Source organism: Promicromonospora vindobonensis (assembly GCF_042685865.1).
GTDB lineage: Bacteria > Actinomycetota > Actinomycetes > Actinomycetales > Cellulomonadaceae > Promicromonospora > Promicromonospora vindobonensis.
In genome coordinates, this window is record NZ_JBHUOG010000001.1 from 1,600,901 (window position 1) to 1,615,116 (window position 14,216).

General features: G+C 71.3%; 11 protein-coding genes. 2 read left to right on the forward strand and 9 right to left on the reverse strand.

The features are described from left to right. Positions 1 to 16 precede the first annotated feature (16 nt). From ACFS27_RS07250 to ACFS27_RS07280, 7 genes are read right to left on the reverse strand one after another with little or no spacing between them, the layout of a single operon-like run. On the reverse strand, positions 17 to 2,116 hold the full coding sequence (locus ACFS27_RS07250) for a family 10 glycosylhydrolase (protein ID WP_377181435.1): 2,100 nt from the start codon (positions 2,114 to 2,116) through the stop codon (positions 17 to 19). Further along, positions 2,113 to 2,979, reverse strand: coding sequence for a carbohydrate ABC transporter permease (locus ACFS27_RS07255; protein ID WP_377181437.1), 867 nt, complete (start codon positions 2,977 to 2,979; stop codon positions 2,113 to 2,115). The genes ACFS27_RS07250 and ACFS27_RS07255 overlap by 4 nt, the downstream gene beginning before the upstream one ends. Next, complete coding sequence (locus ACFS27_RS07260) at positions 2,979 to 3,956, reverse strand: carbohydrate ABC transporter permease (protein ID WP_377183639.1); 978 nt, start codon at positions 3,954 to 3,956, stop codon at positions 2,979 to 2,981. The genes ACFS27_RS07255 and ACFS27_RS07260 overlap by 1 nt, the downstream gene beginning before the upstream one ends. Next, positions 3,956 to 5,242, reverse strand: a complete 1,287-nt coding sequence (locus tag ACFS27_RS07265) for an ABC transporter substrate-binding protein (RefSeq protein ID WP_377181439.1) — start codon at positions 5,240 to 5,242, stop codon at positions 3,956 to 3,958. Before ACFS27_RS07265 ends, ACFS27_RS07260 begins: the two co-directional genes overlap by 1 nt. A 57-nt stretch (positions 5,243 to 5,299) precedes the next feature. Then, complete coding sequence (locus ACFS27_RS07270) at positions 5,300 to 6,253, reverse strand: D-2-hydroxyacid dehydrogenase (protein WP_377181441.1); 954 nt, start codon at positions 6,251 to 6,253, stop codon at positions 5,300 to 5,302. After that, a complete protein-coding gene (locus ACFS27_RS07275) occupies positions 6,246 to 8,303 on the reverse strand; it encodes a beta-galactosidase trimerization domain-containing protein (protein WP_377181443.1) in 2,058 nt (685 codons plus the stop codon). The genes ACFS27_RS07270 and ACFS27_RS07275 overlap by 8 nt, the downstream gene beginning before the upstream one ends. Beyond that, positions 8,300 to 9,184, reverse strand: coding sequence for an NAD(P)-dependent oxidoreductase (locus ACFS27_RS07280; RefSeq protein WP_377181445.1), 885 nt, complete (start codon positions 9,182 to 9,184; stop codon positions 8,300 to 8,302). The genes ACFS27_RS07275 and ACFS27_RS07280 overlap by 4 nt, the downstream gene beginning before the upstream one ends. Before the next feature lie 128 nt (positions 9,185 to 9,312). On the opposite strand from ACFS27_RS07280, the gene ACFS27_RS07285 reads away from it, so the two are divergent. Beyond that, positions 9,313 to 10,116, forward strand: coding sequence for a hydroxypyruvate isomerase family protein (locus ACFS27_RS07285; protein WP_377181447.1), 804 nt, complete (start codon positions 9,313 to 9,315; stop codon positions 10,114 to 10,116). Between the two features lie 52 nt (positions 10,117 to 10,168). Here ACFS27_RS07285 and ACFS27_RS07290 read toward each other — a convergent pair whose 3' ends face one another. Then, positions 10,169 to 11,512 carry an RNA polymerase sigma factor gene (locus ACFS27_RS07290; RefSeq protein ID WP_377181449.1) on the reverse strand — a complete coding sequence of 448 codons (1,344 nt, stop codon included), beginning with the start codon at positions 11,510 to 11,512 and terminating at the stop codon, positions 10,169 to 10,171. Further along, on the reverse strand, positions 11,485 to 11,907 hold the full coding sequence (locus tag ACFS27_RS07295; protein WP_377181451.1) for a YciI family protein: 423 nt from the start codon (positions 11,905 to 11,907) through the stop codon (positions 11,485 to 11,487). The genes ACFS27_RS07290 and ACFS27_RS07295 overlap by 28 nt, the downstream gene beginning before the upstream one ends. 235 nt (positions 11,908 to 12,142) lie before the next feature. On the opposite strand from ACFS27_RS07295, the gene ACFS27_RS07300 reads away from it, so the two are divergent. Further along, positions 12,143 to 14,176 (forward strand): glycoside hydrolase family 15 protein, encoded by a 2,034-nt coding sequence (locus ACFS27_RS07300; RefSeq protein ID WP_377181453.1) that lies wholly within the window; start codon positions 12,143 to 12,145, stop codon positions 14,174 to 14,176. Positions 14,177 to 14,216: the final 40 nt, after the last annotated feature.

A 14,216-nucleotide genomic window follows, 5' to 3' on the forward strand; every position in this document is an offset into this window, starting at 1 on the left:
GCCGGCGGGCGGGCCGTCACCAGGTCAGGCGGACCGCTGCCAGCTCGTGGACCGGGGGCAGCGCCACGTCGACCGTCCCCGCCGACACGCTCGCGTCGACGTCCGCCCATCTCTCGTCGACGAGGACCTGCACCCGCACCCTCGCCTCCTCGCCCGGCACCAGCCCGGTCGGCACCGGCCCGCCCGCCAGGGCCCCGACGCGGTCGAGGTCGACCACCACCCGGACGCCGTCGAGCGGCGAGACGACCCGGCGCTGCCCGCGCATCATCATCGGGTCGGTCAGGTTGGCGGCAAGCACGGTGAACGACCGCTCCCCTGCCCACGTCGCGACGTCGAGCACGCCCGGTCCGTGCACCTCGACGGACCGTCGTCCGCCCAGCCCACGCCGCACGAGGTTGTCGAGCAGGGTCAGGTGATCGGCCTGGAGCGCCTGCCAGTACAGCTCGGCGACGTTGAAGCCGATGACGTCGACGCGGCCCTCTCCTACCGCGGCACCGAACACCGCCGGGTCGGTCGCGCTCGATCGCGGGTAGACCTCCTCCATCGGCAGGTCGGGGTGGTCGGGCACGAAGCGCCATGACACGTCGAGCCCGTCCGCCGTCGTGCCGAACCGCACGAGCCGGGTACCCCCGACGATGCGGAGCGCGTCACCGAACCCGTTCTGCAGCGCCCCGCCCGGCTCCCGCTGGACGTAGTTGTTGCGCACGATGCCGTCCCGGCGCTCGACGACGTCGACGCCCAGCAGCTCGGTCACCAGCGCCTCGCGCCCGATGACGTCCGGCCCTCCGCCCGTGAGGAGCAGGGAGCCGCCGCCCTCGACGAACGCGCGCAGGGCGTCCGCCGCGCCAGTGTCGAGCGACGACACCTCCGGCAGCACGACCAGCCGGACCCCTGGTCGCGCCAGCGCCGAGTGGGAGCCCGCCCCGACGTACTCGAACGGGACGCCCAGCTCGACCAGCACCTGGTAGACACCCGACGCGGCGTCGCGCACGCGGGCGGACGCCGTGTGCTCGTCCGCGTCCCACACGAGCGCCTCGGCGACGGGCCGCGCGTCCGCGCGGACGTCCGCCACCGCCCGGTGCAAGCCGAAGGCGCGCTCCACGGCGGGTATCCACCGGGGGTCATGGATCCGCGCCGCGAACTTGGTGAACCAGGGGAACGCGCCGTGGACGAACCCGTCGACGATCCACCCCGTGGTCTCGACCGCGGCGTTGACCGAGTCCTTCCAGCGAAAGTTGTGCGACTCCGGCCCGACCGAGGTGATGAGCCCCACGGGCTTGCCGGGGTGCAGTGCACGCACCCGCTTGGCATCCCGGCCGGCCGCCCAGAGGGCCTCGCCATCGCCCCGCGCCTGGTGGTCCACCAGCAGGAACGGCACGGACCGGGCGACTCGTGGGTCGAGGTCGGCCGCCGTGAAGGAACCGAGGTTGGGCACGAACCGCACGGCGGGTGCGACGTCCTGCACCGCCTGGTCCCAGTGCGCCACGAGATCGCTGAGCCGGTGCCTGCGCCACGCACGGTAGGTCGCCCACGCCTCGCCGTCGGTGGGGTCCGCGGCCCTGGGCAGCGCGCGCCCGGTCGCGGACCGGAAGTCCCGCGCGGTCGTCTCGGTGTATCCGGGGCCGTGCCCCTGCCAGCGGTTCGCGAACAGGGCGTCGACGTCGTAGTCCCGCGCGATCTCGCGGAGCACCTCGGTCGTCAGCTCCCAGCTGTAGCCGCCGAACGCGTCGGTGAGGTAGATGCCGGGCATCGCCCAGTGCTCCAGGAGCTCGCCGTCCTCCGTCCGGGCTATCCACTCCGGGTGCTGGTCGACCACGTCCTGGTGGACGGCGTGCGGGTCGACCCGGGCCATGACCGCCATGCCGCGGGAGCGGGCCAGGTCGACCACCTCGCCCAGCAGGTCCCTGTCACCCAGGTAGACGCTGCGGTGGTGCAGCGGCACCTTGGTCGGGTAGTACGCGATGTAGCCGCCGGCGCTGATGCACACCGCCGTCGACGCCGTCCGTTCCATGACGTCGGCCCACGCGTCGAGGTCGAAGTCGAGGGGGTCGTTCTCCACGAAGGTCAGCTGGGTCCAGCGGTGCTCGCCGTCCAGCGCTCTGCGCGCAGCACTCATTTGATTCCCGTCGTCGCGATGCCCTTGATGATGTAGCGCTGGGCGAAGATGAAGAACAGCAGGATCGGGACCAGCGAGACCAGCGACATCGCGAACATCGTTCCGATGCCGCTCTGGGTCTCGGTGTCGACCAGCGACTTGAGCGCTACCGGGACCGTGTACAGCTCTGTCCGCGTCAGGTAGAGCAGCGGCCCGAAGTAGTCGTTCCAGGTCCAGATGAAGGTGAAGATCGTCGTGGTGATCAGCGCGGGCTGCATCAGCGGCAGGATCACCGACCAGAAGATGCGGAACGGCCCGGCGCCGTCGATCATCGCCGCCTGGTCCAGCTCACGCGGCAGGGCTCGGATGAACTGCACCATCAGGAAGATGAACACGGCGTCCGTGGCCAGGAACTTGGGCAGCAGGAGCGGGATGTAGGTGTTGATCCACCCCAGCTCCGCGAACAGGATGTACTGCGGGATCACCAGCACGTGGAACGGCAGCATGATCGTCATCAGGGTCAGGGCCAGGTACAGCTTGCCGGCCTTGAAGTTGAGCCGGGCCAGGGCGTAGGCCGTGAGCGAGCAGGAGAACAGGTTCCCGAGCACGGACCCGACGCCGATCAGCATCGAGTTGCCGAGGAACAGCGTGAACGGCGAGCCGAGGGCGTTCCACCCGTCGCCGTAGTTCTCGAGCGTGATCTCGCTGGGGAACAGCCCCGTCTGCGAGAGGATGAGGTTGCTCGGCTTGAACGAGCTCACGAGCATCCACAGCAGCGGATAGATCATGAGCAGCACGAACACGACGAGCACCACGTGCCGCACGACGCGGCTCAGGGCACCACGGGCGGCGCCACGCTTCAGGGTCGATGTAGTGGCAACCATCATTCGTCTCCGTAGTAGACCCAGCGCCGCGACACGATGAAGTTCGCGGCGGTGGCGGCGGCGATGACCAGGAGCAGCACCCACGCCATCGCGGACGCGTACCCCATGTCGAAGTTCACGAAGCCGCGCTGGTAGATGTAGAGGGTGTAGAAGAGGGTCGAGTCGAGCGGGCCTCCGCTGCCGCCGCTGACCACGTGCGCCTGGGTGAAGGCCTGGAAGGCGCTGATCATCTGCAGGATGAGGTTCAGGAAGATGATCGGGGTGAGCAGCGGGATCGTGATCGACACGAACCGCCGTACACGCCCGGCGCCGTCGATCATCGACGCCTCGTAGAGCTCCTCCGGGATCTGCCGCAGCCCGGCCAGGAAGATCACCATGGGCGACCCGAACGTCCAGACGTTGAGCACCACCAGGGTCGACAGCGCCAGCGACGGGTCCTGCAGCCAGGAGCCGAGCTCGATGCCGAACCAGCCGAGGACGTGGTTCACCAGGCCGTTCTCCCCGAAGATCTGCCGCCACAGGATGGCGATGGCGACGCTGCCGCCGAGCAGGGACGGGAGATAGAACGCGCTGCGGTAGAGCGAGAGGCCGCGCAGCCCCTTGTCGAGCACGACCGCAAGGAAGAGGGCGAACCCGAGCTGCAGAGGCACCGACACCAGGACGTAGACGAGCGTCACCCGGACCGCGGCCCAGAACCGCTCGTCGCCCGCCATCCGCACGAAGTTGTCCAGCCCGATGAACTGTGGCGGGCTCAGCAGGTCGTAGTCGGTGAACGCGAGGACGGCCGAGGCGATCAGCGGACCGGCGGTGACCGCGACCATCCCGATCATCCACGGCAGCAGGAAGATGTGCGCCACCAGCCCCTGGCCCCGCGTGCCGCCCGCCTGCTTCGGTCGGCCGCGCCGGGTCCGTTCCGCGGGGGCGCCGGGCGCACCACGCGCCGGGCGCCCGGTGTCCTTCGACGACGTCAGGGTCATCATGCGCCCGCTATCTCGCCCTCGACGGCCTCGACGAAGGCCGCCGCGGCGTCGGGCACGCTCGTCTCCCCGAGGGTCACTTCCTCGAGCTGGCGGATCATGATGGTGCGCCAGTCGCCGGAGCCGGCCGGAGCCTCGAACCGCGGGCGTTGCTCGGTCTCGGCGATCTCGCGGGTGATGGCGATGACCTTGCGCTCGTCGGGCGTCGCGTCGGGCTCGTACTGGTCGAGCAGCTCCGTGTTCGGCGGCGCCCCGGCCGACAGGCCGACCAGGCTCAGCAGCTCGGGCGAGTTGAGGTTGAAGCTCATCAGCTGGGCCGCCGCCTCGATCCGGTCCTCCGGCACCCGCTCGTACATCGCGAACCGGCTGTAGTACGTGAAGTGGTAGCCGGCGGCGGCGTCCGCGAGGGCCGGCACGTCCCGCTGGTCGAACTCGTAGTCCGGGAACGCCTGCGCCTCGTCCACGATGTGGTTGGAGTTGGCGAACGTCGTCAGCACCTTGTCGCCGACCTGCGGCCAGGAGGGCTCGATACCGTCCTGCTCGCTCACGCTCGTCGTCGCGCCGGCGCGGCGCAGCTTCTCCCACCACTCGATCCAGGCGCCGACGCCGTCGACGCTCGCGCCAAGGGTGCCGTCCTCCGTCCACAGGTCCTCGCCCCGCTGCCGGAGGAACGACTCGAACGGCATGTCGTGGTACGGGCCGTAGCTGACGCCCTTGCGGCCGTCGGAGTTGTTCGCCGAGTAGTCGACCAGGAACTCGGCCAGGTTGTCCCAGGTGAGCTGCTCCGGCAGGGTGGCGCCCTCGGCCTCGAGGAAGGTGTTGTTGTAGCGCAGCACCGGGCTGAAGAGCGACTTGGGGAGTGTGTTGAGCTCCCCGCCGAGCCGGAAGCTCTCGATCTGCTCGGCGCTGAAGGCGCCCAGGTCCAGGCCGGGCACGCCGTCCAGGTCCCGGTAGAGCCCGGCGTCGCGGTAGGTCAGGACGGCGGCCGACGGGATCCAGAAGATGTCGGGCACGTCCCGGGCCGCCATCTGCGTGGTCATGCGCTCCTGGTAGGCGTCGTAGTCGCCGAACTCGGGAGCGACCTTGATCTCCGGGTGCTCAGCGGTGAACGCGTCCAGCGCCTCCAGGTAGGCCTGCTGCCGGTCGGAGCCGCCCCACCAGGCGAAGCGGACGGAGCCGTCCCCGCCGGAGCCGGACGGCGAGCAGCCGGCAAGTGACATGGCGGCGACCGAGAGCGCCCCCACACCGGTCCAGGTCAGGAACGACCGTCGAGTGAGATCTGACATGGTGTCCTTCTTTCAGTACGTCGTTGTACGGACTCACGCTGCGCATGGAGCGCGGTATCAGGGCAGCTGTGCGGTGTCGACGACGTTGCGCAGCGGCCGCCGCGCGAGCCATCGGTCCAGGTTGTCGAGGAAGATGGCCGTACCGCGGTCAGCGGTCGACGCCGTCGTCGCCCCGTTGTGCGGGGTGATGATCGTGCGAGGGAGGTCCCACAGGGGTGAGTCGTGGGGCAGTGGTTCGTTCGCGTGGGCGTCGAGGCCTGCGCCTGCGACGATCCCGTCGCGCAGGGCGGTCATCAGGTCGGCCTCCCGCACGATCCCGCCGCGCGAGACCACCACGAGGTGGCCCTCCGGGCCCAGCTCGCGCAGCGTACGCAACCCGATCGCCCCGGTTGTCCGGTCGGTCAGCGGCGCTGCGACGACCAGGAAGTCGCTCAGCGCTGCGAGCTCGTCCACGGCGTCCGCGGGCAGCATCCGGTCCACCGGGTCGTCGGGTCCGGCGGGCCGACGGCGGAGCCCCACCACGGTCATGCCGAACGCACGGGCCCGGACGGCGAGCTCCCGCCCCACGTTGCCGTACCCGTAGATGCCGACCGTGCGGCCGTGCAGCTCGTCGTGCGTGAACCGCTCCCAGCGGTGCTCCCGCTGCGCGTCCGCCCAGCGGGGGGCCTGGCGGCCCAGCATCATCATGAGCATCAGGGCCTGCTCGGCCAGGGGGATCGCCCCGTTGCCCGCCGACGACGTCACGGTCACCGCTCCGGGTCCCGCCACCGAGGCCCGACGGCGCAGCGCGGGCCCGACGTCGGACTCCACGCCGGCGGCCCACGAGTGCACCCACGCCAGCCGCGGCATCCGGGCCACCTCGTCGTCGGTGAGGTGCCCCGCCGCCACGGTGGCGGTGCTCAGGGCGTCGGCGTCGTCCGGGGAGGCGACGACGACCTCCGGGTGCGCCGCGCGCACCTGCTCGGCCACCCGCTCGCCCTGGCCGCCCCTGACGATCAGGACCTCAGGCACGAGAGCCTCCTTCGTCCTCGATGACGACCACCTCGAGCTCGGCCACGGTAGCGACCCGGACCACCAGGTCGTCGCCGTCGTCCAGGACCGTCGCGCTGCCCGCGAGGGCGCGCGCGGTGCGGCCGGCGAGGCCCGTGGCGCGCAGCACGACGTCGCGCAGCGGCACCACCGGGCCGAAGCCGTTGCCGCGCTGCCCGGAGTGGTTGACCAGGTGGATCACCAGCCCGGCCGCCGAGCGTCCGACGACCACCTCGAGCTGCTCGGGTCCGTCGACGGTGATCGGCAGGCGACCACCCGGCCGGTCAGCGAGCCGTTCGACCACGAGGTCGACGACGACGTCACGGAGGCGGGTCAGCCGGGTGTCGCGGTAGGCGGTCCCTGCCGTCCAGGGCAGCTGGACGACCGTGCCGGCGTCGTGCCGGCGCGACCCGCAGGCGAACTCGCCCCCTGGCACGTGGCCGTACGCCTTCTCGGGCGGGCCGTAGGGGGCGCGCTCCACGAGACGGTGCCGCAGCGTGGCGTCGGGACGCCAGGTCAGCCGGTGGTGCCGTCCGTGCCGTGGCACCAGGACCGCACCTTCGACGCGGTCGCTGTCGTCCAGCTGGACGTAGCTGGACTTCAGGGTCTCCCGGTCGGCGTCCACGTCGGTCACCCGAAGACCGGGGAACCACTCGACGACCGAGCCGTCGGCGCGGATCCCGCTGCGGCCGGTCGCCACGAGCGAGCCACCTGCCTGCACGAACCGTTCGAGCGACTCGACCGCCCCCTGCGGCAGGGAGGGCAGGTCGGGCAGCACGAGCACCCGGAACCGGTCGGCCGGCAGAGCCTCCAGCGCGCCGACGGGCACCACGTCGAAGGGCACGTGCCGTTCGACCAGGCCGGTCAGGAGACCGCGGTGCTCGGCGGTCCCCGTGCCGAACCGGCCGTCGTCGTCCAGCGGGTCCGGGCGGACCAGACCCACCTCGGCAGCGGGCGCCAGGCCGGTGTACTCGCGCTTGTGGTCACGGTGGAACCGGGTCACCGCAGCGGCGGCGGACAGCCCTTCGTAGGCGATCCCGCCGGTGGGGCCCATGATGTAGGTCGACGGGTTGGCGCCGCGGGAGACCGCCTGCGCGAGGTACTGGCCGAGCATCTCCGGCTGCTCGTCGGCGAGCCGGTACGGCATGTCCCAGAACGCGACGGCGTTGACCATGACCGGCTTGCCCGGCTGCGCCGACCGGAGCGCGCTGACCGACTCGCCGGTGGCGTACGGCCACAGCGAGCGCCCGATCGCGTTGTTCGACTCGTGGAACAGCACGTCGGCCGCCGTGCCGAGGATGAGCCCTGCGTCGGGCCGGCGCGTGGCGATGTGGGTACGCACCCGGGCGGTGAGCGCGTTGATGGTCGCGGTGGCGTATCCGCGCCACTCCCGGTAGCCGGGGTCGCCTGCCCGGTCGGGCAGCCGGTCCAGGCCGGTGTGCTCAGCGAACCCCGCCTGGCAGGCCGCACAGTGGCAGACGCCGTGCACCCGGCCGGCGTAGTCCACCTCGTTGAAGCCGAACCAGTTGAAGAAGAACCCGTCCACCTCGTAGCGGTCGAGCACCTCGTCGAGGACGTCGAAGATCCGCTGCTGGTAGTACCCGGCGCTGGGGCAGACGCTGACCAGCCCCTCGAACTCCTGGCGCTCGCCGGACGGCGCGACGAAGAGCCACTCCGGGTGCGCGTCAGCGATCGCCGGTGCGACCTTGGAGAAGTCCATCCTGGCCAGCAGTCGTACACCCCGCCGCCGCGCGGCCGTGAGGGCATCGCCGACGAGGTCACCTCCGGCACGCTCGGCCAGGTGCGGGTTGCGGGTCTGGAAGCCGAGGCCGGTCGGGTAGTGCGACAGGATCCCGCCGACGTTGAGCAGCCAGACGTTCGCGCCGTGCTCCTGGACGGCGTCGAGCGTGCGCTCGACGTCGAGCCCTGCGTCGATCTCGCGGAGGTTGGTCTGGAAGACCTGGAACGGCTCGTCCCACCAGCCGGGACGAATGCGCTCCTCGGTGTCGGCGTGCTGAGCGGTCAGGCTCATCGTGTCTCCGTCCCGTTGAGCTCGCGTGCGAGGGTCACCAGCGCCGAGTGGTCGAGGGCGCCGTCGCCGCGCTGCACGAGCGACTGGACGAGTCGGCCGACCAGCGACGTGACGGGGAGGACCGCCCCACGGGCCCGTGCGGAGGCCTCGACGATCCCGAGGTCCTTGTGGTGCAGCTCCAGGCGGAAGCCGGGGCCGAAGTCGCCGGCCAGGACGCTGTCGGCCTTGCGGTCGATGACGGTGCTCCCGCCGAGCCCACGCGCGATGACCGCGAGGGCGGTGGCGACGTCGGCGTCGTTGGCCTCGAGGAACACGACCGCCTCGGCGAGCGCCTGCAGGTGGGTGGCGACCACGAGCTGGTTGGCCGCCTTGACGACCTGTCCCCCGCCCGCCTCGCCGACGCGGACCACGGTGGTGCCCATCGCCCCGAGGAGGTCCTGCCATCGTTCGGCCGCTGCCGCCGGGCCGCCGACCATGATCGACAGCGTGCCCTCGCGGGCTCCGGCCTCGCCGCCCGAGACGGGTGCGTCGAGCGCGTCGTGGCCGGCCCTCGCGAACCGCTCGGCGATCTCCCGGGCGGCGCCCGGCTCGATGGTGCTCATGTCGATGTAGGCGGCGGCCGGCGCCAGGTGCTCGAGCACGCCGCCCGGGCCGAGCGCGACGGCCCGGACGTCGGGGGTGTCGGGCAGCATGGTGATCACCACGTCGGCGCCCTGGACCGCCTCGGCGATGCCCGCCACGACCGGCACCCCGAGTGCGGCTGCGCTCTCGCGACCCGCGGCACCGCGGCTGTACGCCCGCACCTCATGTCCCGCACGGACGAGGTTCGCCGCCATCGGCCGCCCCATCACGCCAAGCCCGACAAAGCCCACGACTGCCATACGACCGAACTCCCTCGTTCGCTGATCTATCGATTGATCACTGCAACTCTGCTAGCGATTCAGCACTGGCTTGACGAAGGGTATTTCGATATACCTGTGGTGGTCAATGCCGACGATCGGAGATTTTCATGCCCAGGTTCACCGCCAACGTGTCGTTGCTGTTCAGCGAGGTGCCACTGCTCGAACGATTTGCCCTGGCCCGTGCCGCCGGGTTCGAGGCGGTGGAGTGCTGGTGGCCGTTCGCGACCCACCAGCCCTCCCTCGCCCAGGTCGGCGCGTTCGTCGACGCCCTGGACGCGGCGGAGGTCCGGCTCACCGGGCTCAACCTCTTCGCCGGTGACATGCCCGCCGGCGAGCGCGGCATCGTGTCGCACCCGGACCGGACGGGAGAGCTCCGGGAGAACCTCGACGTGGTCCGGACCCTCGTGGAGGCAACGGGCTGCGACCGGGTCAACGCGCTGTACGGGCAGCGCCTGCCGGGGATCCCTGCGCATGTCCAGGACGACCTGGCCGCACGGAACCTGCGGCTCGCGGCGGACACTCTTGCCACGGCCGGCGTCACCGTCCTGGTCGAGCCGCTGACCAGCGGCGAGAACGGGGACTACCCCGTGCGGACCCTTGACGAGGCGCTCGCGGTGGCCGCCCGGGCCGGCGACGGCGTCGCCGTCCTCTTCGACGCCTACCACCTGCACAACAACGGGTCCGACGTCGTCGCGGACATCGCGCGTCACATCGACGCCGTCGGTCACGTGCAGGTCGCCGACTCGCCCGGGCGTGGCGAGCCGGGCAGCGGGACCATCGACTTCGACGCGTTCTTCCGCGCGCTCGACGCCGCGGGGTATGCGGGCTGGGTCGGCTGCGAGTACCGACCGACGGCCCCGACCACGGAAACTCTGGACTGGCTCCCCCGGCCCGCGGGCTCCGGCCGTTGAGTGCGGGTCGTCTGCGCCCTCGGAACGTCCCGAGGGCGCAGGCGGCCAGCGCTCAACGGCCGGACGCGGGGGGCGGGGGGCCGGCCTTGCGGGTCAGGACCGTTCGTTCCGCTGCGTTGCCGCACAGCTCGGCCGCGCGCAGGAACTCGCCACGGGCCTCGGCGGTGCGGCCGAGCCGCGCCAGCAGCTCGCCCCGCACGCCGGGCAGCAGGTGCGTCCCTGCGAGCTGCCCCTGCTCCACCAGCCCGTCCACGATGCGCAGCCCGAGATCGGGGCCGTGCGCCATCGCGACCGCCACCGCCCGGTTCAGGTCCACCACGGGCGACGGTGCTATCCGGCCGAGCGCCTCGTAGAGCACGACGATCCGCTCCCAGTCGGTCTGCGCCACCGAGCTCGCGACCGCGTGACACTCCGCGATCGCCGCCTGCAGGGCGTAGGGCCCCATGCCCGACGGGCCGACGGCGCGTCGCAGCGCCGCCCTTCCGCGAACGATCGTCGCCCGGTCCCAGCGTCTCCGGTCCTGGTCCTCCAGGAGGACCGGCTCCCCCGACGGCCCCACCCGGGCAGGGAACCGGGCGGCGGTCAGCTCCAGCAGGGCGAGCAGGCCGAACGTCTCCGGCTCGGGCGCGAGCCGGGCGAGCACGCGGGTCAGGCGCACGGCCTCACGGGCCAGGTCGTGCCGGATCCAGTCGTCGCCCGACGTCGCCGACGAGCCTTCCGTGAAGATCACGTACAGGACGCCGCGCACCGACGAGAGCCGGTCGGCCCGGTCCGCGCCGTCGGGGACCTCGAAGGGGACGTGGGCCGCCGCCAGCGTCTTCTTCGCACGGCTGATGCGCGCCTGCACCGTCGCGACCGGGACCAGGAAGGCGCGGGCGATCTCCTCGCTCGTCAGGCCGCCGACGACGCGCAGCGTCAGCGCGATGCGTGCCTCCCGGGACAGGACGGGGTGGCAGGCCACGAACATGAGGGCGAGCACGTCGTCCTCGATCCGGTCCGGGTCGAACATCCCGGGGTCAGAACCCGGCTCACCTGCGACGATGCTCGTCGTGGCGGCTACGGCGCCGGTGCCCGACGTCGCCTCCCCCTCGGCCAGGCCGTGCGCGAGGGCGGCGTACCGCTCGTCCCGCCCTGCCCGGCGCCGGTAGGCGTCGATCGCCCGGCGTCGCGCGGTGGCGATGAGCCAGGCCGCCGGGTCCCGCGGGGTGCCGTCACGTGGCCAGGAGACGAGCGCCGCGGCGAGCGCCTCCTGTGCCACGTCCTCCGCGAGCTCGAAGTCGCGGGTGTAGCGGGTGAGCGCGCCCACGATGCGCGCGGACTCGATCCGCCAGATCGCCTCGACGGTACGCCGGGCGCGGTCCTGCTCGGTCAGAGCTGGCCGGTCGACTCGCGCCACGCGCGCTCCTTCTGGACGTGCTCGTTGTCCTGCGGGAAGTCGTCCATCTGCTGGACGCGGCGGATCTCCAGCTTGCTCCCCGGCCCGGCCAGCGGTGCCCGCTTGGCCCACTCGACGGCTTCCTCCCGCGAGGCGACGTCGACGATCCAGAAGCCGTTGAACAGCTCCTTGGTCTCGCCGTAGGGGCCGTCGGTCACGACGGGCGTCTCGGACGAGTAGTCGACGACGACGGAGTCGGTCGCGTCCGTGAGGCCCTCGCCGGCGACGAGGACGCCCGCCTGGACCATGTCCTCGTTGAACGTGCCCATGTCGTTCATGATCTTCTCGAAGTCCATGTTCTCGTAGACGGCCATCGTCTCGTCCGTCGAGCGCATGATCAGCATGTACTTGGCCATGGTTCCTGCTCCTGTGGTCGGCGGTCCCTGATGGGACCTTCTCACTCACAGGTCGAACGGGAAACCGCTGGATCGACACGGCTCGAGAACTTGTTCCACGAACATCTGCGCGTGGGTCTGTCGAGGGCTGCGCGCAGGGCTTGTGCAAGCCCTGTGCAGGGCACGGCAACGGGTTCTGCGCGTCACACAGGTACGGCTTGCCACGTGCGCTGAACGTGCGGAACCCTTGAGTCTCATGACGCTCGAATCGATTGAGCCAGTGGGGGCCGACGCCGCGCCCACGGCATCCGGCACGTCCCCTCGGCGCCGCCAGACCCCGAAGTCCACGAACCGGGGTCCGGTCAAGGGGCACACGTCGAGCGACGGCGCCTCCCCGCGCGCCTGGGACGGCCGCAGCAAGTTCCCCCACATCGGGGAGTACGGGTTCCTCTCGGACTGCGAGACCAACGCGCTGATCGCGCCGTCGGGCAGCGTCGAGTGGATGTGCGTGCCCCGACCTGACTCGCCCAGCATCTTCGCCAAGATCCTCGACCGGGGAGCCGGCTACTTCCGGGTGGGACCGCACGGTGTGCGCGTGCCCGTCGCGCGCCGCTACCTGCCCGGCACGCTCATCCTCGAGACCACGTGGCAGACGCCGACCGGCTGGCTCGTCGTGCGCGACGCCATGCTGATGGGCCCGTGGCACGACCTCGAGTCGCGCTCGGGCACGCACCGCCGCACCCCCACCGACGACGACGCCGAGCACATCCTGATGCGCACCATCAAGTGCGTGTCGGGCACGGTGGACCTCGACGTCGTGTGCGAGCCCCGCCCCGACTACGCCCGCTCCGAGGTGGACTGGGAGTACGAGAACTCGGGGTACTCGTCGGTCGTCGCCCACATCGGTGACTCCAACCCCGACCTGCACCTGCGCTCCAGCCTGCGGTTCGGGCTGGACGGCAAGCGGGCCACCGCGCGCACCCGGATGACGGAGGGGGCAACTCACTTCGTCGCCATGTCGTGGGGCTCGCAGAGCGCGCCGACGACGTACGCGGGCGCTCTCGACGCCATGTGGCGCACGGAGCGGTTCTGGCGCGACTGGATCACGCAGGGCGAGTTCCCCGACCACCCGTGGCGCGCCTACCTCCAGCGGTCGGCGCTCACCCTGAAGGGCCTGACCTACTCCCCCACGGGTGCGCTGATCGCGGCCGCGACCACGTCGCTGCCCGAGACCCCGGGCGGGGAGCGCAACTGGGACTACCGGTACGCGTGGATCCGCGACTCGACGTTCGCTCTCTGGGGCCTGTACACGCTGGGCCTCGAACGCGAGGCGAACGACTTCTTCGCGTTCATCCAGGACGTCTGTCGCGACAACCGGCAGCTGCAGATCATGTACGGCGTCGGCGGCGAGGAGACCCTCGAGGAGTTCGAGCTGCCGCACCTGTCGGGCTACGAGGGCGCGCAGCCCGTCCGGGTCGGCAACGCCGCGTACGACCAGCGGCAGCACGACGTGTGGGGCGCGGTGCTGGACTCCGTGTGGCTGCACGCCAAGTCGCGCGAGCAGCTGCCGGAGTCGCTGTGGCCCATCCTCAAGCGGCAGGTCGAGGAGGCCGCGAAGCACTGGCACCTGCCGGACCGGGGTATCTGGGAGGTGCGCGGCGAGCCGCAGCACTTCACCAGCTCGAAGCTCATGTGCTGGGTGGCGATGGACCGGGGCGCCAAGCTCGCCCGCCTGTACGACGAGCCCGACTACGCGAGCTCCTGGCAGAAGATCGCCGACGAGATCTCCGACGACATCTGCACCAACGGCGTCGACGAGCGTGGCGTCTTCACGCAGCGCTACGGCGACCCGGCGCTGGACGCTTCCCTGCTGCTCGTCCCGCTGCTGCGGTTCCTGCCGCCCGACGACGAGCGGGTCCGGGCCACGGTGCTCGCCATCGCGGACGAGCTGACCGAGGACGGTCTGGTGCTGCGGTACCGCACGGACGAGACCGACGACGGCCTGCAGGGCGAGGAGGGCACCTTCACGATCTGCTCGTTCTGGCTCGTGTCGGCCCTGGTCGAGATCGGTGAGCTGGAGCGGGCCAAGTCGCTGTGCGAGCGGCTGCTCGGCTACGCGTCGTCGCTCAACCTCTACGCGGAGGAGATCGAGCCCGGCACGGGGCGGCACCTGGGGAACTTCCCGCAGGCGTTCACGCACCTCGCGCTGATCAACGCCGTGATGCACGTGATCAAGGCGGAGACCGGCGAGGCCGAGAAGGGCTACTTCGGAGTCTCCCGCCCGGTCTGACTCCCCCCACCTCACCTTGGTTGTGGGCGCGATCGTTGCG